Annotated in this window: 22 protein-coding genes; 15 read left to right on the top strand and 7 right to left on the bottom strand. The window is 60.4% G+C overall.

The genetic code is table 11. The annotated features are described in order from the left end of the window. Positions 1 to 98: 98 nt before the first annotated feature. From ACPYOP_RS26175 to ACPYOP_RS26160, 4 genes are all read left to right on the top strand, one after another. Positions 99 to 1553, top strand: coding sequence for a murein hydrolase activator EnvC family protein (locus ACPYOP_RS26175; protein WP_481413184.1), 1455 nt, complete (start codon positions 99 to 101; stop codon positions 1551 to 1553). Further along, positions 1543 to 2868 (top strand): S41 family peptidase, encoded by a 1326-nt coding sequence (locus tag ACPYOP_RS26170; protein ID WP_481413183.1) that lies wholly within the window; start codon positions 1543 to 1545, stop codon positions 2866 to 2868. The genes ACPYOP_RS26175 and ACPYOP_RS26170 overlap by 11 nt, the downstream gene beginning before the upstream one ends. Positions 2869 to 3084: 216 nt before the next feature. Beyond that, complete coding sequence (locus tag ACPYOP_RS26165) at positions 3085 to 4269, top strand: divergent polysaccharide deacetylase family protein (protein ID WP_481413182.1); 1185 nt, start codon at positions 3085 to 3087, stop codon at positions 4267 to 4269. A 15-nt stretch (positions 4270 to 4284) separates the two neighbouring features. Then, the gene (locus tag ACPYOP_RS26160; protein WP_481413181.1) at positions 4285 to 4824 is read left to right on the top strand and encodes an RNA pyrophosphohydrolase; all 540 of its coding nucleotides are present in this window, start codon (positions 4285 to 4287) and stop codon (positions 4822 to 4824) included. A gap of 58 nt (positions 4825 to 4882) precedes the next feature. Here ACPYOP_RS26160 and bfr read toward each other — a convergent pair whose 3' ends face one another. The 5 genes from bfr to ACPYOP_RS26135 all read right to left on the bottom strand — a co-directional run bounded on the left by bfr (position 4883) and on the right by ACPYOP_RS26135 (position 11713). Beyond that, positions 4883 to 5368: a bacterioferritin gene (gene bfr, locus ACPYOP_RS26155; RefSeq protein WP_149637944.1), complete on the bottom strand. Its 486-nt coding sequence runs from the start codon at positions 5366 to 5368 to the stop codon at positions 4883 to 4885. Further along, complete coding sequence (locus ACPYOP_RS26150; RefSeq protein WP_481413180.1) at positions 5334 to 5645, bottom strand: (2Fe-2S)-binding protein; 312 nt, start codon at positions 5643 to 5645, stop codon at positions 5334 to 5336. Before ACPYOP_RS26150 ends, bfr begins: the two co-directional genes overlap by 35 nt. A gap of 140 nt (positions 5646 to 5785) precedes the next feature. Beyond that, complete coding sequence (locus ACPYOP_RS26145; protein ID WP_481413179.1) at positions 5786 to 9253, bottom strand: error-prone DNA polymerase; 3468 nt, start codon at positions 9251 to 9253, stop codon at positions 5786 to 5788. Next, positions 9250 to 10677 carry a Y-family DNA polymerase gene (locus tag ACPYOP_RS26140; RefSeq protein ID WP_481413198.1) on the bottom strand — a complete coding sequence of 476 codons (1428 nt, stop codon included), beginning with the start codon at positions 10675 to 10677 and terminating at the stop codon, positions 9250 to 9252. The genes ACPYOP_RS26145 and ACPYOP_RS26140 overlap by 4 nt, the downstream gene beginning before the upstream one ends. Before the next feature lie 40 nt (positions 10678 to 10717). Continuing rightward, the gene (locus ACPYOP_RS26135; RefSeq protein ID WP_481413178.1) at positions 10718 to 11713 is read right to left on the bottom strand and encodes an ImuA family protein; all 996 of its coding nucleotides are present in this window, start codon (positions 11711 to 11713) and stop codon (positions 10718 to 10720) included. Positions 11714 to 11990: 277 nt separating this feature from the next. Between ACPYOP_RS26135 and ACPYOP_RS26130 the strand changes: the two genes are divergently transcribed. After that, positions 11991 to 12428: a metallopeptidase family protein gene (locus tag ACPYOP_RS26130; protein WP_120666259.1), complete on the top strand. Its 438-nt coding sequence runs from the start codon at positions 11991 to 11993 to the stop codon at positions 12426 to 12428. A gap of 63 nt (positions 12429 to 12491) precedes the next feature. Here ACPYOP_RS26130 and ACPYOP_RS26125 read toward each other — a convergent pair whose 3' ends face one another. After that, complete coding sequence (locus tag ACPYOP_RS26125; protein WP_481413177.1) at positions 12492 to 12698, bottom strand: DUF1737 domain-containing protein; 207 nt, start codon at positions 12696 to 12698, stop codon at positions 12492 to 12494. Between the two features lie 21 nt (positions 12699 to 12719). Further along, on the bottom strand, positions 12720 to 13661 hold the full coding sequence (locus ACPYOP_RS26120) for an HpcH/HpaI aldolase/citrate lyase family protein (protein WP_481413176.1): 942 nt from the start codon (positions 13659 to 13661) through the stop codon (positions 12720 to 12722). Between the two features lie 111 nt (positions 13662 to 13772). Between ACPYOP_RS26120 and ACPYOP_RS26115 the strand changes: the two genes are divergently transcribed. The 10 genes from ACPYOP_RS26115 to ACPYOP_RS26070 all read left to right on the top strand — a co-directional run bounded on the left by ACPYOP_RS26115 (position 13773) and on the right by ACPYOP_RS26070 (position 23209). Next, entirely contained in the window at positions 13773 to 14009 is a 237-nt protein-coding gene (locus ACPYOP_RS26115; RefSeq protein ID WP_168841937.1) for a hypothetical protein, read from the top strand. Between the two features lie 194 nt (positions 14010 to 14203). Further along, on the top strand, positions 14204 to 14812 hold the full coding sequence (leuD, locus tag ACPYOP_RS26110; RefSeq protein ID WP_481413175.1) for a 3-isopropylmalate dehydratase small subunit: 609 nt from the start codon (positions 14204 to 14206) through the stop codon (positions 14810 to 14812). Between the two features lie 453 nt (positions 14813 to 15265). Further along, the gene (locus tag ACPYOP_RS26105; RefSeq protein ID WP_481413174.1) at positions 15266 to 16084 is read left to right on the top strand and encodes a sugar phosphate isomerase/epimerase family protein; all 819 of its coding nucleotides are present in this window, start codon (positions 15266 to 15268) and stop codon (positions 16082 to 16084) included. Between the two features lie 363 nt (positions 16085 to 16447). After that, positions 16448 to 17560 (top strand): 3-isopropylmalate dehydrogenase, encoded by a 1113-nt coding sequence (leuB, locus tag ACPYOP_RS26100; RefSeq protein ID WP_481413173.1) that lies wholly within the window; start codon positions 16448 to 16450, stop codon positions 17558 to 17560. Positions 17561 to 17740: 180 nt separating this feature from the next. Beyond that, positions 17741 to 18505 (top strand): lipid A 1-phosphatase LpxE, encoded by a 765-nt coding sequence (lpxE, locus tag ACPYOP_RS26095; RefSeq protein ID WP_481413172.1) that lies wholly within the window; start codon positions 17741 to 17743, stop codon positions 18503 to 18505. 201 nt (positions 18506 to 18706) lie between these two features. After that, positions 18707 to 18961: an ArsR/SmtB family transcription factor gene (locus tag ACPYOP_RS26090; protein ID WP_481413171.1), complete on the top strand. Its 255-nt coding sequence runs from the start codon at positions 18707 to 18709 to the stop codon at positions 18959 to 18961. 159 nt (positions 18962 to 19120) lie between these two features. Then, positions 19121 to 19870 (top strand): glucose 1-dehydrogenase, encoded by a 750-nt coding sequence (locus tag ACPYOP_RS26085; RefSeq protein ID WP_120666273.1) that lies wholly within the window; start codon positions 19121 to 19123, stop codon positions 19868 to 19870. A gap of 298 nt (positions 19871 to 20168) precedes the next feature. Further along, positions 20169 to 20678, top strand: a complete 510-nt coding sequence (locus ACPYOP_RS26080; RefSeq protein WP_481413170.1) for a Dps family protein — start codon at positions 20169 to 20171, stop codon at positions 20676 to 20678. A 386-nt stretch (positions 20679 to 21064) separates the two neighbouring features. Then, a complete protein-coding gene (locus ACPYOP_RS26075) occupies positions 21065 to 22099 on the top strand; it encodes an aspartate-semialdehyde dehydrogenase (protein ID WP_481413169.1) in 1035 nt (344 codons plus the stop codon). 288 nt (positions 22100 to 22387) lie between these two features. Beyond that, on the top strand, positions 22388 to 23209 hold the full coding sequence (locus ACPYOP_RS26070) for a lytic murein transglycosylase (protein WP_481413168.1): 822 nt from the start codon (positions 22388 to 22390) through the stop codon (positions 23207 to 23209). The last annotated feature ends 248 nt before the right edge of the window (positions 23210 to 23457 follow it).

Genomic DNA, 23457 nt, shown 5'->3' with positions numbered 1-23457 from the left:
GGCTCAGAGATTCCGTGAAGAGCTGAACCGCTCTAGCCGATCGCGGCAAATCAGCTTAATTTCACGCGATCCGAAGGGACCAGGCCCGAACCGACTGGATGAGAAAAGCCCAGCCCACGCTTTCCCGTCTTCTGCTGCCACCTCTGGCGGCATGTCTCGGTGTGGCCGCTTATGTGGCCGGCCCCTTCCCTCTGCGGGTGGCCGTGGCGCAGGAGGCTGATGCCACCGCACCGCAAACGCCTGACGATCGCGCCGCGACGACCGCATCGGTGCCGCCGGCGCAGCAGGCGCCCGACCCGGCAGGGGATCTCGCCCGCAAGCGCGACGAAACCCGTGCCCAGCTGGACGAGCTGTCGAAGACGATCAATCTCTCCTCCGACAAGACGAAAGAGCTGGAAAACAGCATCGCATCGCTCGACAAGAGCACCGACAGCCTGCGCCAGGCACTGATCGACAGCGCCGCCCGCCGCAAGGAGCTGGATCGCAAGATCCAGCAGAGCGAGAAGACGCTGACGGATCTTGCCGTCAAGGAAGGTAAGATCCGCGCTTCCCTGCATGATCGCCGCGCCCTGCTGGCCGAAGTGCTGGGTGCGCTGGAGCGTATGGGCCGTAATCCTCCACCGGCGCTGCTGGTCACGCCGGACGATGCGCTCGCCTCGGTGCGCAGCGCCATTCTCCTCGGCGCCGTCGTGCCTGGGATGCGCAGGGAGACGGACAAGCTCATCGCCGATCTCACGGATCTCAGCAAGCTGCATGCCGACGCGGCCGCCGAAAAGGCGAGCTTCACCACCACCATGACCAACAGTCTGGAGGAGGAGCGGCGCATGGATCTGCTGATTGCCGAAAACGACAAGCACAGCAAACAGAATGCCGCCCAGCTCGGTGCCGAACGCAAGCGCGCCGAGGAACTGGCGGGCCAGGCAACCAGCCTGGAAGGGCTCGTCGCCTCGCTCGAAAGCCAGATCGGCTCGGTGCGCGACGCCGCGGCTGCCGCGCGTGCGGAAGAGGCGCGCCGAGCGCAAATGACCGAGCAGCAGCGGGAGCAGGCGAAAGCCCTGGCCGAGAACGGCGTGCCCGATAAAAACCGCATTACGCCCGCATATCCCTTCTCGGACCTTAAACAGAAGTTGGAGCTGCCCGTGGCGGGCGATACCCTCCGCCAGTTCGGCGACGACGACGGTACCGGCCATACGGCGATGGGGTTCACCATTGCAACGGGTCCGGAAGCACTCGTCACGGCTCCCGCCGACGGCACGGTTGTCTACGCCGGCGCGTTTCGCAGCTACGGTCAGATGATCATTCTGGATACGGGCGACGGCTATCACATGGTTCTGTCGGGAATGGACGCGATCAAGACGCGTCCGGGCAGATTCGTCTTCGCCGGCGAGCCGCTCGCCACGATGGGCCAAAAAAGAGTCGCGAGCGCGACCGCTTTGGCGCTGGAAACGGATCGGCCAACGCTTTACATTGAATTCAGAAAAGATGGAAAACCGGTCGATTCTCGGCCTTGGTGGACCTCCAAAGACACTGGAAAGGCACGCAATGATACGTAGGGCTTCTCTTGTTCTCGTCGGCGCATTGATGGGTGCGACCGCGATGGGCGTTATCTACTCGGCGGTAGCGCCGGCGGAAGCCGCTGGCACTTCCACCTACAAGGAGCTGTCGATTTTCGGCGACGTCTTTGAGCGCGTCCGCGCGCAGTATGTGACGCCGCCGCAGGAAGACAAGCTCATCGAAGCCGCCATCAACGGCATGCTGACCTCTCTGGATCCGCATTCGAGCTATATGAATGCCAAGGACGCCGAAGACATGCGCACCCAGACCAAGGGTGAATTCGGCGGTCTCGGCATTGAAGTGACGATGGACAACGACCTCGTCAAGGTCATCACCCCGATCGACGATACGCCCGCCGCCAAGGCCGGCGTTCTCGCCGGCGACTACATCACCGCGATCGACGGCCAGTCCGTTCGCGGCCTGAAGCTGGAAGACGCCGTCGAGAAGATGCGCGGTCCGGTCAAGACGCCGATCAAGCTCACCCTGATGCGCAAGGGCGCCGACAAGCCGATCGAACTCACCGTCATTCGTGACGTGATCGCCGTTGCCGCCGTCAAGTCGCGCGAAGAAGGCGATGTCGGCTATATCCGCATCATCTCCTTCACGGAAAAGACGACGCCGGACCTCGAAGCCGCGATCGCCAAGATCAAGAAGGATATTCCGGCCGACAAGCTGAAAGGCTATGTCCTCGACCTGCGCCTCAACCCAGGCGGCCTGCTCGACCAGGCGATCAACGTCGCCGACGACGTGCTCGAGCGTGGCGAGATCGTTTCGACCCGCGGCCGCAATCCGGACGAAACCCGACGCTTCAACGCCACGCCCGGCGATCTGACCGACGGTAAGCCGATCATCGTGCTCACCAATGGCGGCTCGGCTTCGGCTTCGGAAATCGTTGCCGGCGCCCTGCAGGATCTGCGTCGCGCCACCGTCCTCGGCACCCAGTCCTTCGGCAAGGGCTCCGTTCAGACGATCATCCCGCTGGGCGATGGCAACGGCGCGCTTCGCCTGACGACGGCGCTCTACTACACGCCCTCGGGCCGCTCGATCCAGGGCACCGGCATCACGCCTGACATCAAGGTTGACCAGCCGCTGCCGGATGATCTGAAGGGCAAGCTGACGACGGAAGGCGAATCCAGCCTGCCGGGTCACATCAAGGGCCAGAGCGAAACCGACAAGGGGTCCGGTTCTTCGGCCTATGTGCCGCCGGATCCGAAGGACGATATCCAACTCAACTACGCGCTCGACCTGCTGCGCGGCGCCAAGACGGATCCGTCCTTCCCGCCGAACCCGGAAAAGGCAGTTTCCTCCAAGTAAGGAGACGGCGCCGGGCTGGAAACAGACCCGGCGCTTTCATAAGCGGCGAGCGGGATTGCGTACCGTTCCGCTCTCCTCGGCCGAATGACATCGGCTTTGTTCAAAAACAGTTTTGCTAATGTTTTAGCACTTTGAGTGTTGCGGGCATTTTACCGCTCGGCGGCGAGGGGAATGCTCGAGGCCGATACAGTTTTCCGCTTGGAGTGGATAGGACCTTTGGGAACGGATCTGCATGCACCGTTGGGACAGAATCGCCGCCCCGGCCGCCAGCGGCGTCTCCCACCCTTTGGGCGCATTCTCGGCGGCCTCTGTCTGATCGCGATTGCCTGCTTCTCCCTCTATTCGGCGCTGCAACGCGACGAACTCCAGAAAACCAAGTCGATAGAGACCGCAAAGAAGGAAGAGCCCGCGCCGCTAGCCGAAACGAAGCCTGCGCCAAACGGCCAGTCGGCCCTGACCCAGGTCGATCCGCAATCCGGCGCCAATACGACGCGCGTCGTCACCGATGACGGTTCGGTCGTCACCATGTTCAGCCCCGGCAATCGCGACGGCAGCGGCCCGGTATTGATCAATGCCAATCAGGTGGGCCAGGACCCGCGCATGGCGGCGACGCCGAACGAGAGCCTGCTGGAGGATTCGCCCTTCGGCAAGCTGCCGATTATCTCGTCGAGCGGCCTCCGGCCAATGGATCAATATGCACGGCCCTGGTCCGGCGCCCGCGGCACGCGCATCGCCATCGTTGTCAGCGGTCTCGGCCTCAGCCAGACCGGCACCCAGCGCGCCATCGAGAAGTTGCCGGAGGAAATCACGCTCGCCTTTGCCGCCAGCGGCAACAGCCTGCAGCGATGGATGCAGGAAGCCAGGCGCGGCGGCCACGAGATCCTCATCCAGGTGCCCTTCGAGCCTTTCGACTACCCCGGCAACAATCCCGGACCGGATACGCTGCTGACCTCGCTGTCATCGGCGAAGAATGTCGACAACCTGCACAAGGCGATGGGTAAGATCACCAATTATACCGGCGTCATGAACTATCTCGGCGGTCGCTTCCTTGCCAATCCGAATGCCCTGGAGCCGGTGCTGCGCGACGTCGGCAAACGCGGCCTGCTGTTCCTGGATGACGGCTCTTCGGCACAATCGAAATCCGGAACGCTGTCGAAAACGTTGGAAGTGCCGCATGCCCTTGCCGATATCCAGCTCGACGGAGAGCTGCAGCAGGACGCGATCCTGAAAAAGCTCGACGAACTGGAGCGCATTGCCCGCCGCAACGGTTCGGCGATCGGCGTTGCCTCCGCCTTCGACGAGAGCGTCGACGCCATCAGCAAATGGAGTGAGGAGGCCGCCATGCGCGGCATTGAAATCGTAGCGGTTTCGGCGCTTGCCGAAGACCCGAAGCATCCCTGATCGCTGGAGAGAAAGATGAGCACGCCCCACGCCCCCGTGAGAGCCGAAGACCTGCCCTACCGTCCCTGTGTCGGCATCATGATCCTGAACCGGGATGGCCTGGTCTGGGCCGGACGGCGCATTCCGATCGGCAATTCCGAATATGACGGCTCGCCGCAGCTCTGGCAGATGCCGCAGGGCGGCATAGACAACGGGGAAGATGCGCTGAAGGCCGCCTATCGCGAGCTATACGAGGAAACCGGCATGAAAACCGTGACTCTGCTGGCGGAAGCGAAGGACTGGATCAATTACGATCTGCCGCCGCAGCTGATCGGTATCGGCCTGAAGGGAAAGTTTCGCGGCCAGACGCAGCGCTGGTTTGCCTTCCGCTTCGATGGCGACGAAAGCGAGATCGCCATCAACCCGCCGCCGGGCGGCCATGAACCGGAATTCGACGCCTGGGAATGGAAGCCGATGGAAGCGTTGCCCGGTCTGATCGTTACCTTCAAGCGGTCGGTCTACGAACGGGTCGTCTCGGAATTCAGCCATCTCGCCAAACTCAGGGCCGAAGACTGAAGGCCGAGGACTGAGCGAAGAGAACCGGTCGCAAAGCGACCGGTTCATCAAGGCTTGGTTATTCCGCGGAATCGGCGGAGTCAGCGTTGAGCTGGCCGTATTTGGCTTCGCCGATCTTCCCGAGCAGATCAAGCTGGGTTTCCAGGAAGTCGATATGGCCTTCCTCGTCCGCCAGGAGCTCTTCGAACAGCTTCATCGAAACATAGTCGCCGGCATCGTGACAGATGTCGCGGGATTTCTTGTAGGCCGTGCGGGCGTCGTATTCGCCGGCGAGATCGGCCTCCAGCACTTCCTTGACATTCTGGCCGATGCGCAGCGGCGCCAGTGTCTGCAGGTTCGGATGACCTTCGAGAAAGATGATGCGGGCGACGAGACGATCGGCATGCTGCATCTCTTCGATGGATTCAGCACGCTCTTTTTTGGCAAGTTTGGTGTAGCCCCAGTCCTCAAGGAGTCGATAATGAACCCAATACTGATTGACTGCGCCAAGCTCGAGAAACAGCGCCTCGTTAAGCCGCTCGATGACTTTTTTGTCGCCTTTCAATGTCCGCTCTCCTGTTGTCTTCATGGAATTTTTTCAGGCGGGACATGAAATCAAAAATTTCGGTTTCCGTCGAGTGGCGACGGGCATGATAATCTTCGGTTGTCTGTATAATGATATCAACGACATTCGGGAAACAGCCGCAGCAACGGCCGCGTTTTTCCATGGCGTGATAAACCTTGGCGGGAACGATGAGCTGCCAACAGTCCTGATCGAGGAGTTCAGTGATGACGTCCCTGATTTCCTTGTCGGTGATGTAATTACAACTGCAAACCAGCATTCTTCGTTCAGCCCGTCAAACATGACATTCGCTGTCTTGTTATCTGCTAAAGAAGACGCCCTTTGTCAAGAAAGAATCGATTCGAATTCATCCACCGACAGGGCCGCTAGCCTTTTATCCGGGGTGCGAAGCCCGGAATCTCAATGGAAGTTGCGTCCCCGCGGCATGACTCTGGCCGTTTCGGCGCCATTGCTGCGGCCTTCCGCCGCTGCCCCGGCACCGGCTTCGGGGAGCAGCAGAGGGGGCTTCTCCTTCTGCCTGACATCCATGGTCGGCCGCAGCGCCTCATCCGCCCGATCGCTGACGCCGAAACGCCGCGCCTCGCGCTGCAGAATGCCGAGCGCCGGCGTCATGTCCTCGATATGATCGACCACCACATGGATGACGCCGCTCTCGCTCTGCAGCCGACCGCGGATCTTCACTAGCCGCGCGCCCATGACGATGGCGCGGTATTTCTCGAATTTTTTCCGCCAGACGATCGCATTGGCAACACCGGTCTCGTCCTCCAGGGTCATGAAGATCACCCCCTTGGCCGAACCCGGCCGCTGGCGCACCAGCACCAGGCCTGCGATCGTCACCATCCGCCCATTTGCCACCTTGGGCAGATCACGGCTTTGCACGATGCCCTGCCGCGCGAAATCGGCGCGCAGGAAGGAAACCGGATGCGCTTTCAGCGACAGCGACAGATAGCGATAATCTTCGATGACCTGCTCGCCGGGCAGCATTTCCGGCAGCGCAACCGCCGGCTCAAGCTGCAGCTCCGTATGATCGCTGAGATCGAAGAGAGGAAGCTTTTCGGCCGCACTGCCGGCATCGAGCGCCCGCACCGCCCATAGCGCCTCCCGTCGGCTGAGGCCGATAGAGCCGAACGCATCCGCATCCGCCAGGCGCTCGATCTGTGCCTTGGCAAGCCCGGAGCGCAGCCAGAGATCGCGCACGGACCGATAGCCATCGCCACGGCGCTCGACAAGCTGCTTCATCTCATCCTCGGACAGACCCTTGACCTGCCGGAAGCCGAGACGAACGGCACATTGCGTCCTGATGATCCCGCGCATCGACGCATGGCGCGGCTCGACCGCATCCTTATCGAAGCGCCCCCGCTCCAGCAGGCAATCCCAGCTGGAACGATTGACATCCACGGGCCGCACCTCGACGCCATGCTCGCGCGCATCGCGCACCAGCTGCGCCGGCGCATAGAAACCCATCGGCTGTGCATTGAGGATCGCCGCGCAGAAGACATCGGGATAATAGGCCTTGAGCCAGGAAGAGGCGTAGACGAGGAGGGCGAAGGAAGCCGCGTGACTCTCGGGGAAGCCATATTCGCCGAAGCCCTTGATCTGCTCGAAACAGTTCTTGGCGAACTCGCGATCATATCCCTTTGCAGCCATGCCCTCGACCATCTTCTCCTCGAAGGTATGGATAGTCCCGGTTCGCTTGAAGGTCGCCATTGCCCGGCGCAACTTGTCAGCCTCCGCGGGCTTAAAGCCCGCTGCCGTAATGGCGATCTGCATAGCCTGTTCCTGAAACAGGGGAACGCCCAGCGTGCGCTTCAGCACCTCTTTCAGCTCTTCGCTCGGATAGTCTAGCTCCTTTCCCGCCCGATCGGCTTCCCGCCGCTTGAGATAGGGATGCACCATATTGCCCTGGATAGGACCGGGCCGGACGATCGCCACCTCGATGACAAGATCATAGAATTCCCGGGGTCTAAGGCGCGGCAGCATGCTCATCTGCGCCCGGCTCTCGATCTGAAAGACACCGATCGTGTCGGCGCGACAGATCATGTCATAGACCGGTCCACCATCGGGATAATTGGCATAACCAAGATCGGCGAGCTCCTTCTTCACATCGTAATGCAGCAGCAACAGGTCGAAAGCCTTGGCAAGACAGGTCAGCATGCCGAGCGCCAGCACGTCGATCTTCAATATGTTGAGATTGTCGAGATCGTCCTTGTTCCACTCGATCATGTAGCGATCATCCATCGCCGTATGCATGATCGGCACGACTTCATCCAGCCGATCCCGAGTGATGACGAAACCGCCGACATGCTGGGTCAGATGCCGCGGAAAACCCATCAGTGTCGAAGCGTAGGAAAGCACGTTGCGTGTCGTCTTATCCTTGAGATCGAGGCCGGCAATCTTTGCCTCGCGCTCGGACAATTCCTCCGTCGACCAGCCCCAGACGCCACTCGCAAGGGCAGACTGCACATCCTCGGACAGGCCGAAGGCTTTCGCCACTTCGCGGCCAGCCGAGCGCGCCCGATAGCTGGTGACCGCCGCCGTCAGCCCGGCGTGTTCGATGTGGTAATGGTCATAGATAAACTGGATGACCTCTTCACGCTTCTCATGCTCGAAATCGACATCGATGTCAGGCGGCTCTTCACGCTCCGTCGAGATGAAGCGCTCGAACAAAAGCGTCGTAATCTTCGGATTGACCTCGGTGATTCCAAGGCAATAGCAGACCACGGAATTAGCAGCCGAACCACGCCCCTGACATAAGATATTCTTGCTGCGGGCAAACTCCATGATCCGGCGCACCGTCAGGAAATAGGGCTCGTATTTCTTCTCGCGAATGAGTTCGAGTTCATGCTTGATCTGTATCGAGACATCTTCAGGTATCTTGTCGGGATAACGCCATGCCGCCCCCTCCCATGTCAGCCGCTTCAGCGTTTCCGCAACGGTCTCGCCGTCAGTGCTTTCGTCGGGATAATTATGCTTCAGCTCATCCAGCGAAAAAGACAGCCGGCTAAAAAATTTCTGCGTATTGGCGATCGCCTTCGGATAATCCCGGAAAAGGCGCGCCATTTCGGCGGCGTCCTTCATAAAGCGCTCGGCATTCGCGGCAAGTTTGAAGCCGGCCTCGGCGATCGGCACATGCTCGCGGATCGAAACGACGATATCGGCAAGCGGCTTGCGCTCGGTTGCGTGATAGAGCGGCTGATTGCTGGCGATCAGCCGCACGCCGTTGCGCTGCGCGATGATGGAGAGCGTGGCAAAGACCAGCCGATCCCGCCCGTCATAGGCCGGCGACAGGACCATATGGAATTTCCTGCCAAAGCGCATCCATAGCCGCTTCAGGCATTCCTCAAGCTTTGCCTGCCCCTCCGACGTCTCGACGCTTGCCGCATCGGGAATGAGCGCCAACATCATCTCGTCGCCCCATTCCATCAGGTCGCTTTCGTTGAGGATGCAGACGCCTTTCTCGCCATTGAGATTGCCGGCGCTCAACAGCCGGCAGAGATGCCCCCAGCCCTTGCGATTCTCCGGATAGGCAAGAATGTCGGGCGTGCCGTCCGCAAAAACCAGGCGGGCGCCGGGCTGGAAACGAACCGGCTTCAGGAACGGCTTTTCCGGCTTCCCCTGGGCTCGAAGCACAAGATTTTCCTTGATGACGTCTTCATATTTCGCCTGGAGAACCTTGGTATGCGCATGCCCCTTGACCACGCCGGCAACCGAATTGCGGTCGGCAATCCCAAATCCGGAAAGCCTCAGAAAGGCGGCCTGCGCCACCATCTCTTCCGGATGCGAGGCGCCTTCGAGAAAGGAGAAGTTCGTTCTCACCCCGATCTCGAAGAAAGGCACGGGTTCATGGAAGCTCGGGCGCGCGTTCATGCGAAGACCCCATGCATATACCAGTCCGGCGGCGTTGCGGTCTGGCCGTAGAGCCCCTTGCGGAACAGCCAGAAGCGATGGCCCTCGTCATCCTCGACCTGAAAATAATCGCGGGCAGGCTCTTGCCTTTCCTCGGTCCACCATTCCGCCGAAAGCCGCTCCGGCCCTTCGGCCCGGTTGACCCGATGCATGACACGCCGCCAGCGGAATTGCCGAGGCGGGCCATCGGGCACTTCGGCGGCAACGGCTTCGATCGGCTCCGGCATGCGAAACAGCCGCAGCGGCCGCTCGCCCCGGGAAAAGCCGTAGCCGACATAGTCGGTACCCGCCCGTCTGCGAGCGGCAAGAACATCCATGGCCGGCACCGGCCGTATCGCCCGCTCGGGAATATGGCTCTGCCGCAGCTCGAACCCCTGCAGGCAATCCGGCCCCAGCCGCGCGGTCACCCGGTCGACAAAAGCGGCGAGCGACCCGTCCTGACGGCCTTCTCCGACGAAATCTCCTTGCATCGCGTCGAAAGGCGCATGTTGAAGAACATTGAGACGGACGATCTCGAAACCATAGCCGACATCGAGATCGTCATGAATGGCGCCAAAACGCTCCGTAAACAGACTTGCGATCCGGCTCGGCTCCCGCAGCGGCTGCGATGCGCCGGCGGCAATGCGGAAGACTGCCCCATCCACCCTGAACAACAAAAGCTCGAAGGAGCGGCCACCGACACCACGCGCCTCCAATCCCGGCTTCAGCGTTTCGGCAAGCTGGCGGGCAAGCATGAGAATATCGGCTTCCGCCTGCACCGGCTCGGCCAGCCGGCGCTCGGCCGACAATTGCGCCACCGGACGACGCGGCGAGATCGGCTCCTCGACGAGGCCGGCGGCCTGATCGAGCCGCAACATCAACTGCGCGCCGAAACGGCGGGCAAGCGGCGCACGCGGCGCGGCCAGAAGGTCGCCCACCTGCTTCAATCCCAGCTTCTGCAACGCGGCAATGGTCTCTTCCCCAAGCCTCAGAGACGCCACGGGCAGTGGCGCCAGGGCCTCTTCCATGGCTTCCGAAGGAACGACACGGCTTTCGTCGAAACGAGCGACCGCCCAGGAGAGGCCAGGCGCGGAGGAAATGGCGCCGCGCACATCGAGCCCCAATCGGGAAATCCGGATCAAGATGTCCTCGAGCAGTGCCTCTTCACCGCCGAAGAGATGGGCGCAACCGGTGATATCAAGAAAAAGACCATCCTTGCCGTCGATCGCCACCAGCGGCGTATAGCGGTCGCACCAGTCGGCGATCGCTTCCAAAAGCTTGCGATCCGCGGCCGGATCCTCCTCGACGACATCGAGATCGGGACAGATCGCCTTTGCCTCGGCCACGCCCTGACCCTGCTTCAGGCCGATCATCTCCGCACGCTCGTTGAGCGCGGTGAGCCGCATGGCATTGTTGAGCTTGCCGGCACAGGCGAGCGGCGGCGCTTCAAGCCTGCCTGTCGAACGCCAGGACAGGCCCCAGCGCTTGCGCGCGATGCGGTCGGTCGGCAGATGCGGAAAGGTCAGCGCCAGAATGCGCTGTGTGTTCGCCGGGAAGGGAAGGGCGTTGAGTGTCGAGGATAGAGGCAAAGCGGCGGTCATGGGCATTCCACTCCAGGGTTATGGAAAGAGGCGCCGGGTTTCGGCTCTTTTCCAAGGTCAGACGAAAGGCCGGATGACCGATGCTGCCGCCAAGCACCGATCCGTCCGGCAGGGGCCGCGCCAGCGCCGGCGCGGGTTCGACGGAAAAGCGGAAGAGGGCGCTGCTTACCTCCTCCTCGCCTCCCTGTCGCAACAGAAACAAGGGCCGCCCCGCCGCCTTGGCCCTCAAAGCCAGCCGCCGGCTTTCGGTCAGGCCGAAACGAGCCGGATTGCCGCGCACTTCCAGAATGACAAGAGCAAAGGCAGCACTCCCAAGCGCCGCCTCCGCGACCCAGAGCGCGTCCTCCAGCTTGCGCGGTGAAGCCTGCAGGAAAGCCTCGGGCTCCAGGCCGAAATTCCGGATGCCGATGGCATAGGGCAGACCTGCCTCCATCGTGGCGACCGTATCACCGATCCACAGGATCGGAGATGTGGCCGCATCTGTACCTGACGCTTGCGCATGCAGCCGCGCGGCAAGCGCAAGGGTAAAGCCGCTCGCCGCCCCAGCATCGCGCAGGCCGAGCGAGCGGATTTCCGTCAGCCCATCGAGCGGCAGACCGCCTTGCAGAGCGACGTCGAGATCGTCGACGTCGGTCGCAAGAAACGGCTGAGCAGGCTTAGCCTGAGCAGGTCCGGGTTGGGCAGGCAGAGGCTTTCCAATGCCTGCCGATCCCATGACCGGCTTGGCCGCCAGCATCTCATGCGCCGCCGCTGCCAGCGCCGGGATCGGCCTGCCTTCCAGTCTGGCAATGGTTTCACGCAGGGCAAAAAGCGTTTCCCGCGCCACGGCGGCCTCAGCCATGACGTTCACTCCAGATCGGTAATGTTCCTGTTATGTTCTTATGGATTCCAGAGGTCGGGAGAAGAGTCAACACCAATTTATAAGAAAATATTCCTGTGCCCGCGGCCGAATGGTTTTAGGCCTACTCGACCCAAAATCTGAATTCGGCCTAAAATCAAATAAATAGAGCATGATGTCGTCCGAAAACCGCTCTTACACTTTTCGGTATCACGCCCTAATCCGCTCTCGTAAAAGCCTCGCAAAGTCTCTATATGACCAGCCAAGGAAGGAAGCATTCATGGCTCGCGTTGACCAGAGCGAAAACTGGCGGGATCGTCACTCGCCCTCCATCAGCACATTCGAATCTCTGGCAATGGAGGCCTATAGCCACCTGCCGGAAGAATTTCGCTCGCTCACCGGCAACCTCATCATCCTCATCGAAGATTTCCCGGATGACGACGTGTTCGAGGACATGGCGCTGGAAACGCCCTTCGACCTGCTCGGCCTCTTCGAGGGTCGCGGCATATCGGAGCGCTACACCGCTCAAACCGGCGATATGCCCAACAAGATCCGCCTCTACCGCCGGCCGATCATTGATTATTGGGCTGAGAACGAGGAAACCCTCGGCGATATCATCACCCATGTCCTCATCCACGAGATCGGCCACCATTTCGGCCTGAGCGACGAGGACATGGAGCGTATCGAGGAAAGCGCCGAAGAGGCGACGGATCGCTGATATCGGCCCCGACCGGATGAGAGCCGGGGAGGGAGAGATCCTCGCTGAGGATTTAACCGGCGCTTACTGCTCCGAAAGCTTCATCTCCGGATCGTAATCCTTGCCGGCCACGTTCTTGAGGACGGCTTGACCGCACTGCATCTGGCCGGTCGCGGCATTGAAGGCATAGGTCGGCGAGCCCGACAGCTCCCAGCCCTTGTTCAGCGCCGCGGTCACCTTGTGGCAGAAGGACGCGTCGTCGGGACCGGTGAGGAAGCGATAGAGTTTCATCAAAGCATCTTTCGTAACGTATCAGCCCTCACCCCGAGCCTGTCGAAGGGCGATGGAGCGCTGCTCGATCAGGCGAGCTTTATGGACCAGTCTTTCCGCCTGGACAAGGTGCAGCCGCTCCACCATCCGCCCGTTCAGGTTCACGACATTGAGAGCATCGGCACCCGGCTCGGCAAAGGCTGATATGATGGCTTCAGCCTCGGCGATGGCTATTACATCAAGCCCGAAATGCCGGTTGGCCGCTTCGATCTGGTTTGGATGGATCAGCATCTTGCCGGCAAAGCCCATGATGCGGCCCTGGCCGCATTCGGCCTCGAACGCCGCCGCGTCCTTGAAATCGTTGAGGACGCTGTCGATGGCCTCGAGCCCATAGGCACTGACAGCAAGCACTACCTGCATCAGCCAGGGCACGAGATAGGCGCGGCCGGGATGCGGCAGGACACCCGTTTCCTTTCTGAGATCGTTGAGGCCGACGACGAAGCAATCGAGCCGGCTGCCCGCCGTGCGCCCGGCCTCGGCGATCGCGGCCGCATTCAGGATACCGCGCGGCGTCTCGATCATCGCCCAGATGCGTAAGTCTTCCGGCGCATCCGCTTCCGCGAGCCTGTCGCTGACAACGGTTACATCCTGCGGCTCGTCCACCTTGGGCAAGAGCACCGCATCCGGCCCCAACTCCGTAACCAACGCCAGGTCGTCGGCGCCGAAATTGGAGGAAAGCGCATTGATGCGGATGATCCGCTCCTTGCCCGGCAGCGGCGAGGCCGCGAAGAAGACCCGCAAATTCTCCCGCGCCTCGGCCTTCTTTTCCGGCGAAACCGAATCCTCGAGATCGAAGATGACGGCGTCGCAATCGAGGCTCGAAAGCTTGTCCAGCGCGCGGCGGTTGCTGGCGGGAACGCTTAAGACCGAACGGCGCAGGCGGGCGGGACGGGCAGGGGAGTTTTGGCTCGCGGACTGGCTCATTGTGCTGTTTTGCCGCGCTTTTGATCGCCGGGCAAGTCAACAAAAAGCCATGCTCCTCTTGCAGAGGGAAAGGAAGAGGACCACATTGCCTGATGTAGAGAGGTCTCGACCATGCAGAATATCCGTTCCCTGTTCATCGCGCTTGCCGGTATCACCGTGTTTGCGGCCATGGCGTTGTTTACCGTTTCGGTCACGCTTGCCGTCGGCGGTATCCTGACCGTGCTCATGGCAGCCCGTGCGATTTCGCTCCGCATGAAGCCGGCGCCGGTGCATGCCAAGGCAAAGGCGAACGGCCAGCGCGAAATGCGCATCTGGAACGACGGTCGCGGCACGATCATCGACCTCTGAAGTCGAAACAGGTGAGGGCGGCCCCTTGTGGGCTGCCGAACGCATTCGCCCAAGCTCGGACACGTGCTCGAAGGATGGAATGCGACCCAAGGCGCTGCATTTTAGGGCATTCCCAAGATTCTCCTTCATTTCGGGCCGGATTTGCTCTATTGGCAGGATAATTCGTGCTTAGACGAGAATGAAGGCAGGACCCCATGGACAAGTTCGTGAAGTTGACCGGTGTCGCGGCACCCCTCCCGGTCGTCAATGTCGATACCGACATGATCATCCCGAAGGATTATCTGAAGACCATCAAGCGCACGGGTCTCGGCAAGGGGCTCTTCGCTGAAGCCCGCTACAATGAAGACGGCACGCCGAACGAAGATTTCGTGCTGAACAAGCCAGCCTACCAGGACGCCAAGATCCTCGTCGCCGGCGACAATTTCGGCTGCGGCTCCTCGCGCGAACACGCTCCCTGGGCGCTGCTCGACTTCGGCATCCGCTGCATCATATCCACAAGCTTCGCCGACATCTTTTACAACAACTGCTTCAAGAACGGCATCCTGCCGATCAAGGTCAGCCAGGAAGATCTCGACAAGCTGATGGACGACGCCTCGCGCGGCTCCAACGCCATTCTGACGGTCGATCTGGAAAACCTCGAAATCACCGGCCCGGACGGCGGCTCGCTCAAGTTCGAACTCGACGAATTCAAGCGCCACTGCCTGCTGAACGGCCTCGACGATATCGGCCTGACGCTGGAAAAGGCCAAGGCGATCGACAGCTTCGAAAAGACGAACGCCGCATCGCGCCCCTGGGCCGCCTGATCGGTCATCGTTATCTCTAGCGTTTCTAAGCCGGGCATTTTGCCCGGCTTTTTTCGGAAAAGGCCCCCTCTCCCCGCCTGCGGGGAGAGGGCTGGGGTGAGGGGCCGCGGACCATCGACTTGGTGGAGGCCTATGATTTGTTTTTGTACAAGAAGAGCGGTAGGCTAGGCACCTTCCACCGTTTCTGCAGATCGCCCGTCGCAAATAGCGACAAGACCGCGCAATTCGCCTTCGCAAACAGCCCCTCACCCTAACCCTCTCCCCGCGAGCGGGGAGAGGGGACTATCTCGCAGTTGCGGCACCCCAGAAGCGGGAAACGCAAATTCAGGAAACGGGACATCATCTTTCCCACCCGCTGTAATATGATCGACAAGAAGGGGGTCCATACAGGCGTGCCGAGGCCTTTCCGGGCCTCTCTCCCCACCCTGAATTCCTCTCCAATGGAGCCTCTCCATGACCTCCCTTCCCATTGTCGGCGCCGCCATGACGCTTGACGACGTCGAAATCCATCGCAACTGGTTGCTCGAAAAGCCGCGCGACCTGGAACTGCAGAGCTTCGTCGAAGCTGAAATCCTCAATGGCGACTGGGCTCCGCTGGCCGAGCGTGCCCGAAAGCTGCTCGCTGGCCACCAGGGTCGCCTTGGCATCCATGGCCCGTTCTGGGGCTTCGTCATTGCCTCGCAGGACCCGGATATCCGCGCCGTCGTCTCCAAGCGCCTGCTGCAGGCGCTTGACGTCTGCGCCAATATCGGCGCCACGCAGATGGTTATCCATAGCCCCTATACGTCCTGGTCTTACAACAACCTCGACAACAACAAGGGCGAGCGCGAGAAGATCATCGAATACACGCATCTGACGCTCAAGGATGCGGTGAAGCGCGCCGAAGACATCGGGCTCACCATGGTCATCGAGAATATCGAGGACAAGGATCCCCATATCCGCGTCGGTCTTGCCGACAGCTTCAATTCGCCCGCCGTCGCCGTGTCGATCGATACCGGCCACGCCCATTATGCCCATGGCTATACGGGCGCTCCGCCGGTCGACTACTACGTCCACGCCGCCGGCAACCGCCTGCAGCATGTCCACCTGCAGGACGCGGACGGCTATGCCGACCGTCACTGGAGCCTCGGCGAGGGCGGCATCCACTGGCGCGCGGTCTTTGCAGCCCTTGGCAAGCTTAGCAGCAATCCGCGCCTGATCATCGAGATCAAGGACAAGTCGAAGATCCCGGCATCGGCAGCTTATCTAGCCTCGCTCGGATTGGCCGAGTAAGGGGATCAATCACCCGCCCTCGTGGTTCGAGACGGCCCTTTGGGCCTCCTCACCAGGAGGGCTAATCTTTTGCGCCTAGCCGAAAGCCCTCATCATGAGGTGCGTAGCCGGAGGCGAAGCCTCGAAGGACGAGGGTAGCCTCCGATCCTTTCGATAGGCTCAGGATGAAGACGAAACGAACTGCGGCAGGATGAAAGAGCTAGCCCTCACCCTGAGGAGGCCCAAAGGGCCGTCTCGAAGGGCGAGGGCGGGTGGCTGCTCTCAAAAGCCCGAAAACCGTACCGTTTCGGCCCCTTCCTCGCTTGAAAAGCCGCATTTGCAGGTCTAAAAACGCGCAACTTTTTCTTTCGCGGAGGCTTTCCCATGACAGTTCGCAATCTTTTCCTGCTGCCGGGCGACGGCATCGGCCCCGAAGCCATGGGCGAAGTTCGCAAGATCATCGCCTATATGAACGAGGCGAAGAACGCCGGTTTCGTTACCGACGAAGGCCTTGTCGGCGGGTGCGCCTATGATGCGCATGGCGCGGCGATCTCCGAAGCCGATATGGCAAAGGCGATGGCGGCCGACGCCGTGCTCTTCGGCGCCGTCGGCGGCCCGAAGTGGGATGCGGTCCCTTATGAAGTACGCCCGGAAGCCGGCCTGCTGCGCCTGCGCAAAGATCTGCAGCTGTTCGCCAACCTGCGCCCGGCCATCTGCTATCCGGCGCTGGCGTCTGCTTCTTCGCTGAAGCCGGAGCTGGTCGACGGCCTCGATATCCTCATCATCCGCGAACTGACCGGCGGCGTCTATTTCGGCGAACCGAAGGAAATCATCGACCTCGGCAACGGCCAGAAGCGCGGCATCGATACCCAGGTCTACGACACCTACGAGATCGAGCGCATTGCCGGCGTCGCCTTCGAACTGGCACGTACCCGCAACAACCGCGTCTGCTCGATGGAAAAGCGCAACGTCATGAAGTCGGGCGTGCTCTGGAACCAGGTCGTCACCGCGACGCATAAGGAAAAATATTCCGACGTGCAGCTCGAGCATATGCTGGCCGATGCCGGCGGCATGCAGCTCGTTCGCCAGCCGAAGCAGTTCGACGTCATCGTTACAGACAACCTGTTCGGCGACATGCTGTCCGACGTCGCGGCCATGCTGACCGGCTCGCTCGGCATGCTGCCGTCCGCTTCGCTCGGCGCGCCCGATGCCAAGACCGGCAAGCGCAAGGCGCTTTACGAGCCGGTGCACGGCTCGGCGCCCGATATCGCCGGCAAGGGCATCGCCAACCCGATCGCCATGATCGCCTCCTTCGCCATGTGCCTGCGCTACTCCTTCGGCATGGTTACCGAAGCCGATGCGCTGGAAAAGGCGATCGCCAACGTGCTCGACAGCGGCATCCGCACCGGCGACATCATGTCGGCCGGCAGCCGTCAGGTCGGCACCGCCGAAATGGGCGACGCCATCCTGGCCGAATTCAAGGCCCTCTCGGCATAAGCCAGATAGATCGCATGATATATTTCACGTGAAACACGAAACCCGCTCTGCAACGCAGCGCGGGTATTTTTGATTGAGGAGCGAGAGGCTTCGAATCGACCGATACCGGCGATCTTAAAAATACTGTTACAGGAGCCTGCTAGTCGTCCAATTGATTGGAAATCAAAATGGGCGATGAAGATGCAGGCGATCTTGACGTCTCTCGATAGGCGTTGGCGGCGAAGCGATGCGGCACTTGCACCGTCTCACTGGAAAATCTGCCTTTTCCTGACAGCCAATATCGTGCTTCTCTCGGCGCTTCTGTTCGATTGGCCTGTCGGGGCCACCATCAAGAACCTTTCGCCGCCCCTTCACTTCTTCGGCAAAATGCTGACGGATTTCGGCGATTCCGAGTGGATTATCATCATTAGCGCCTTCCTGTTCTTCGAGGGCTGGGCGGGTAGCCGTCTGCTGCATTCGCAGCGCTGTCGCGGCAAGGCATTGCGTATCTGCCAGATCGGCGGCTACCTGCTGACAACGGTCGTGCTTTCCGGCCTTCTCGCCAATCTGCTTAAGCGCGCCATCGGCCGCGCCCGCCCCACCCATTTTGCCGATTGGGGGCCTTTCGGTTTCTCGCCCTTCAACGGCCGTGCCAGCTTCGAAAGCTTCCCCTCGGGCCATGCGACCACCATCGGCGCCCTCTTCGTGGCGCTTGCTTTCATGTTCCCGCGTTACCGCTACATCTTCGCTGCCTGTGCCCTGTGGCTGGCGATCACGCGCGTCATGGTCGGCGCGCACTATCCAAGCGACGTCATCGCCGGCCTGGCGCTCGGCGGTTGGTTTTCCTTCATGACGGCGATCGTCTATTCCCGTTACGGCGTGCTTTTCCGCATCAACGCCGCCGGCTGGCCGACGCCGAGATGGCAGCTGTTCAAGGGCAGCAAGTCAGGTCAAGCCAACGCTTGATCCGATCCGCGGCGGAGCAAGGCAATAGGGTTCCACCAACCCGTGAGGGCAGCTTTCAATGGCGATCACGTCGCAAAGGTTGCCAAGGCCGCAGCACATTCATATATCTGGCAAGTGGGTCACCGAAGGCGGTCAACCCGATTTCGTTCACTTGCGATGAAAATCATGGATGCCGGGCCGATACGTTTAAGCGAAAGGCAGATGGGATTGATCTCCCGGGCACTTGCCGAACCGCGACGTGTGCAGATCCTGAAGGAGATCGGCACGCGCAGCGAACCCACGCCCTGCAGCATCCTGAACGAGTGCCACACCGTCAGCGCCGCAACGATGTCGCATCATATCAAGGAACTTGAGAATGCTGGTCTGATCGAGATCCAGCGGGACGGCAAGTTCGCAAACCTTGTGCTGCGCCGCGATACGTTGAACGCCTATATGGCGGAACTTTCCAAGATCTGACGATTGCGACCATGCCGCCAGCATTTGCTGCCGCTGCTCTTGTATCAGTTAGATGATTATCTAAATATCAAAGCGACGATGCGGATCGGTTTTCGGGTCGCATGCGCCAAATGATTCGATAATTGTAAAACTGTCTAACAATCTCTGAAGGAAAGTGACATGAGCAAACTGGCAGGCAAGGTCGCGATCGTGACCGGAGCATCCAAGGGAATCGGTGCAGGCATCGCCAAGGCGATGGGCGAGGCGGGAGCGGCCGTCATCGTCAATTACGCCTCGAGCCGCGAAGGTGCCGACAAGGTGGTTGCGGAAATCACCGCCAAGGGCGGCAAGGCGCTCGCCGTCCACGGCGATGTTTCCAAGGCCGAAGACGTCACGCACCTCTTTGCCGAGGCTAAACAGGCCTTCGGACGCGTCGACATCCTCGTCAACAATGCCGGCGTCTACAAATTCGCGCCGATCGAGGAATTCGCCGAGCAGGAATTTCATCGGCAGTTCAACATCAACGTTCTAGGCACATTGCTGGCCACGCAAGAGGCGGTGAAACATTTCGGCCCCGAGGGCGGCAGCGTGATCAACATCGGCTCCAACGCCGTCAGCATGAACTTGCCGACCGCTTCGGTTTACACGGCAACCAAGGCCGCCGTGAATTCCATCACCCAGATCCTCGCCAAGGAACTCGGTTCACGCAATATCCGCGTCAATAATCTGGCGCCCGGCGGCGTCGAGACGGAAGGCGTCGTTGCGGCAGGCATCATCGGCAGCGATTTTGAAAAGCATCTCGTCTCCCAGACGCCTCTCGGCCGTCTCGGTCAGCCGACCGATATCGCTCCGGTCGCCGTCTTCCTCGCTTCGCAGGATGCGGCCTGGGTGACCGGCGAAACCATCTATGTTGGCGGCGGCCTGAAATAATTGAGCATTGCGGCGCCGCCCTCCCACAAGAAGAGGGCGGCTCGTTCGGCGACTATAGCTGTAAGCCGAGCCGATACTTTAGCAAGCGATTGCCAAACCATCCCATTTTCCTATTTAGTATGCGTGTTCGGGTTTTCCGGCTAGCACCGCAGTCGACGGTGCCGCGAAGCGGCATCTCGCCCGCGAAATTTCAAAACAATCCTGTCTTCATGCGATCCCGCGCAGCAGCTGATGTCATCGAACTCCCCTAAGATCCGCCGGCGATCGCTGTCGTGAACAACAAACGGAGGACGTCTTTATGAATACCGCCAATACCAAGTCGAAATTGGGCACGCGCACCAATCTCAGCGAGGAGGCGACACGCGATATTTCCGCAGCCTTGAGCGCCCTGCTGGCAGATGTCTTCGCCCTCTATCTGAAAACCAAGAATTTTCACTGGCACATGAGCGGGCCGCATTTCCGCGATTATCACCTGCTTCTCGACGAACAGGGCGAGCAGATTTTCGCGATGACCGACCCGATGGCCGAGCGTGCCAGGAAGATCGGCGGAACGACCCTGCGGTCGATCGGCCAGATCGCCAAGCTGCAGCGCATCCCGGACAATGACGCCGAATATGTCGATCCGCAGGATATGCTTGCCGAATTAGCGGATGATAATCTCAGGCTCTCCGCCGAAATGCGCGCCGTTCACGACGTCTGCGACGAGTATGGCGATGTCGCCACCGCCAGCCTTCTCGAAAACTGGCTTGATGAAACCGAACGCCGCACCTGGTTCCTATTCGAATCCACCCGCCAGTCCAACCGCTGATACCAGAAACAACTGGCCTTCGAACGCGACAGGTTGAAGGCGAAGCTCAATGATCCCGATTCCTCGCTCCCATTGATGAGCCCGCATCGATGGGAGCGAGGAAATCCTTGACTCCTGTGGAAAACATCTTAGAACCGGCGACGGAAAAGGAAGACTTCCATGGTTCGCTTCGAACAGCTCGATAGCTTCAGTCACCTGGCAGACCATGCCGGGCGGGATGTCTATTTTCCGGTTTCTTCCAAAACCAAGGCCAAAACGACGACGAAAACCGTCTGACGTCTCTGGCCTGCCGCTCTCTCCCCGGCTCGGCTGGGGACAGGACCCGTCGCCGATGGCCGCGGTTCCCCCCTCGCCCAAGAGGAGAGAAGAGAAAGAGAGCTTGAGAAATGGGTTTCAAAGTTGCAGTAGCGGGCGCGACCGGGAATGTCGGCCGTGAAATGCTCAATATCCTGGCCGAACGCGGCTTTCCGGCCGATGAGGTCGTGGCGCTCGCATCGGCCCGTTCGCAGGGAACCGAAGTGTCCTTCGGCGACCGGACGCTGAAGGTTTCCAATCTGGAGAACTACGATTTCTCCGACACCGACATCTGCCTGATGTCGGCCGGCGGCGACGCCTCGAAGAGGTTCTCGCCGAAGATCGGTGCCCAGGGCTGCGTCGTCATCGACAACTCGTCGGCCTGGCGCTACGACGCCGACGTGCCGCTGATCGTGCCGGAAGTCAATCCGGATGCCATCGCGCAGTTCACCAAGCGCAACATCATCGCCAACCCGAATTGCTCGACCGCACAGCTCGTCGTTGCGCTGAAGCCGCTGCACGACTTCGCCAAGATCAAGCGCGTCGTCGTCTCGACCTATCAATCGGTCTCCGGCGCCGGCAAGGATGGCATGGATGAGCTGTTCAACCAGACCCGCGCCGTCTTCGTCGCCGACCCGATCGAGACGAAGAAGTTCACCAAGCGCATCGCCTTCAACGTCATCCCGCATATCGATAGCTTCATGGAAGACGGCTACACCAAGGAAGAATGGAAGGTGCTGGCCGAAACCAAGAAGATCCTCGATCCGAAGATCAAGGTCACCTGCACGGCCGTGCGCGTGCCTGTTTTCATCGGCCACTCGGAATCGGTCAATATCGAGTTCGAAAATGAGATCACTGCCGATCAGGCCCGCGATATCCTGCGCGAGGCACCGGGCTGCCTCGTCATCGACAAGCACGAAAACGGCGGCTATATCACGCCATACGAATCCGCCGGCGAGGACGCGACCTACATTTCGCGCATCCGCGAGGACGCAACCGTCGAGAATGGCCTCAACATCTGGGTCGTTTCCGACAACCTGCGCAAGGGTGCCGCGCTCAACGCCATCCAGATTGCCGAACTGCTCGTCAACCGCGGCCTGATCAAGCCACGCAAGCAGGCTGCATAAGGATCCGTAAACCAATTTACGGTTTATAAATTCTTGCCGGCTATGCAGGATCGAATGAAAGCCTCGCCATTTCGGATGAAAGGCGAGACTTTTTGCAAATGGGTTTGGCGGCAATGTTTCACGTGAAGCGAAACACTGATCGCTAAAATGAGATAATGACAGAACGGTTGGATGCTGGCATGGTCCAGCGGCGACTAGACAGCGCATAAGCCTGGAAACTGGAGGGTTTATGCGCCTTTCAAAAACGGTTACCGCGTTCGCGGCGCGGTGAGAATTCGGGGACACTGAATGCGCATCACAAAGTCTGGAATGGCAACTCTCGTGGCGGGCGGGTTGTTGCTGGCGACGCCGATTGCCGCAAATGCGGCATCCTGTGGCAACACTTCCGCCGGTTTCGAGAATTGGGTGCAGGAATTCAAACGCGAAGCGCAAGGACAGGGCGTCAGCCCCTCCACCCTCGACAAGGCCTTCGCCAACGTTCATTACAACCAGCCCACCATCCGCGCCGACCGCGGCCAGAAGAGCTTCAAGCTTTCCTTCGAGGAATTCATGAAGAAGCGCGGCGGCCAGACGATCATCAATCGCGGCAAGAGCATGAAGCAGGCCAATGCGGCGCTCTTCGCCAGGATCCAGAAGCGCTTCGGCGTCCCCCCGGGTCCGATCATCGCGATCTGGGGCATGGAAACCGGCTTCGGCGGCTACATGGGCGACCAGCATACGCTTTCGGCCGTTTCGACCCTCGCCTATGATTGCCGTCGTTCGGCCTTCTTTACCGAACAGCTCTATTCAGCCCTGAAGCTTGTCGGCGAGGGCTACCTCAGCCCGTCGGCGCGGGGCGCAGCCCATGGCGAAATCGGCCAGACACAATTCATGCCCAAGAACGTCGTTGCCTTCGGGGTCGACGAAGATGGTGACGGCAGGGTCGACCTTGTGGGATCACGCGCGGACGCACTCGCTTCGACGGCCAACTTCCTGCGCGGCCATGGCTGGCAGCCGGGCGCCGGTTATCAGCCCGGCGAGCCGAACTTCTCTGCTATTGCAGGCTGGAACGACGCAAGGGTCTATCAGCAGGCAATCGCCTATATCGGTCAGCAGATCGACGGCAAGTAAGCCGGATCTCATGCATTAGAGCCGGATGATTTCAGGTCGAATCGACCTGAAATCTGAATCCGTCTCTAAATCAAAAAGTTGGAGCGGGATGTCGCCCGAAAACCGCTCACACTTTTCGGCATCCCGCTCTAAAAAAGGCGCTGCGACCGGATAATTCGCAGCGCCTTTTTCGTTTGATCTACCTGCCGCCCCATCAGGCGTCAGACACCTTAGAGCATTTCCGCTTTCCTTCGAATCGCGAAAACGCT

This window comes from Rhizobium sp. KNZ2-6A, from assembly GCF_056755475.1.
Note: the sequence above shows the minus strand (reverse complement) of the source record. Positions and strands in the feature narration are given on the sequence as shown.

Excerpts from the sequence above, each read along its gene's own strand:
- ACPYOP_RS26175 (WP_481413184.1), top strand. The coding sequence starts at position 99 with ATGAGAAAAGCCCAGCCCACGCTTTCCCGTCTTCTGCTGCCACCTCTG.
- ACPYOP_RS26170 (WP_481413183.1), top strand. The coding sequence starts at position 1,543 with ATGATACGTAGGGCTTCTCTTGTTCTCGTCGGCGCATTGATGGGTGCG.
- ACPYOP_RS26160 (WP_481413181.1), top strand. The coding sequence starts at position 4,285 with ATGAGCACGCCCCACGCCCCCGTGAGAGCCGAAGACCTGCCCTACCGT.
- ACPYOP_RS26150 (WP_481413180.1), bottom strand. The coding sequence starts at position 5,645 with ATGCTGGTTTGCAGTTGTAATTACATCACCGACAAGGAAATCAGGGAC.
- ACPYOP_RS26145 (WP_481413179.1), bottom strand. The coding sequence starts at position 9,253 with ATGAACGCGCGCCCGAGCTTCCATGAACCCGTGCCTTTCTTCGAGATC.
- ACPYOP_RS26140 (WP_481413198.1), bottom strand. The coding sequence starts at position 10,677 with ATGCGGCTCACCGCGCTCAACGAGCGTGCGGAGATGATCGGCCTGAAG.
- ACPYOP_RS26135 (WP_481413178.1), bottom strand. The coding sequence starts at position 11,713 with ATGGCTGAGGCCGCCGTGGCGCGGGAAACGCTTTTTGCCCTGCGTGAA.
- ACPYOP_RS26130 (WP_120666259.1), top strand. The coding sequence starts at position 11,991 with ATGGCTCGCGTTGACCAGAGCGAAAACTGGCGGGATCGTCACTCGCCC.
- ACPYOP_RS26125 (WP_481413177.1), bottom strand. The coding sequence starts at position 12,698 with ATGAAACTCTATCGCTTCCTCACCGGTCCCGACGACGCGTCCTTCTGC.
- ACPYOP_RS26120 (WP_481413176.1), bottom strand. The coding sequence starts at position 13,661 with ATGAGCCAGTCCGCGAGCCAAAACTCCCCTGCCCGTCCCGCCCGCCTG.
- ACPYOP_RS26115 (WP_168841937.1), top strand. The coding sequence starts at position 13,773 with ATGCAGAATATCCGTTCCCTGTTCATCGCGCTTGCCGGTATCACCGTG.
- leuD (WP_481413175.1), top strand. The coding sequence starts at position 14,204 with ATGGACAAGTTCGTGAAGTTGACCGGTGTCGCGGCACCCCTCCCGGTC.
- ACPYOP_RS26105 (WP_481413174.1), top strand. The coding sequence starts at position 15,266 with ATGACCTCCCTTCCCATTGTCGGCGCCGCCATGACGCTTGACGACGTC.
- leuB (WP_481413173.1), top strand. The coding sequence starts at position 16,448 with ATGACAGTTCGCAATCTTTTCCTGCTGCCGGGCGACGGCATCGGCCCC.
- lpxE (WP_481413172.1), top strand. The coding sequence starts at position 17,741 with ATGCAGGCGATCTTGACGTCTCTCGATAGGCGTTGGCGGCGAAGCGAT.
- ACPYOP_RS26090 (WP_481413171.1), top strand. The coding sequence starts at position 18,707 with ATGGGATTGATCTCCCGGGCACTTGCCGAACCGCGACGTGTGCAGATC.
- ACPYOP_RS26085 (WP_120666273.1), top strand. The coding sequence starts at position 19,121 with ATGAGCAAACTGGCAGGCAAGGTCGCGATCGTGACCGGAGCATCCAAG.
- ACPYOP_RS26080 (WP_481413170.1), top strand. The coding sequence starts at position 20,169 with ATGAATACCGCCAATACCAAGTCGAAATTGGGCACGCGCACCAATCTC.
- ACPYOP_RS26075 (WP_481413169.1), top strand. The coding sequence starts at position 21,065 with ATGGGTTTCAAAGTTGCAGTAGCGGGCGCGACCGGGAATGTCGGCCGT.
- ACPYOP_RS26070 (WP_481413168.1), top strand. The coding sequence starts at position 22,388 with ATGCGCATCACAAAGTCTGGAATGGCAACTCTCGTGGCGGGCGGGTTG.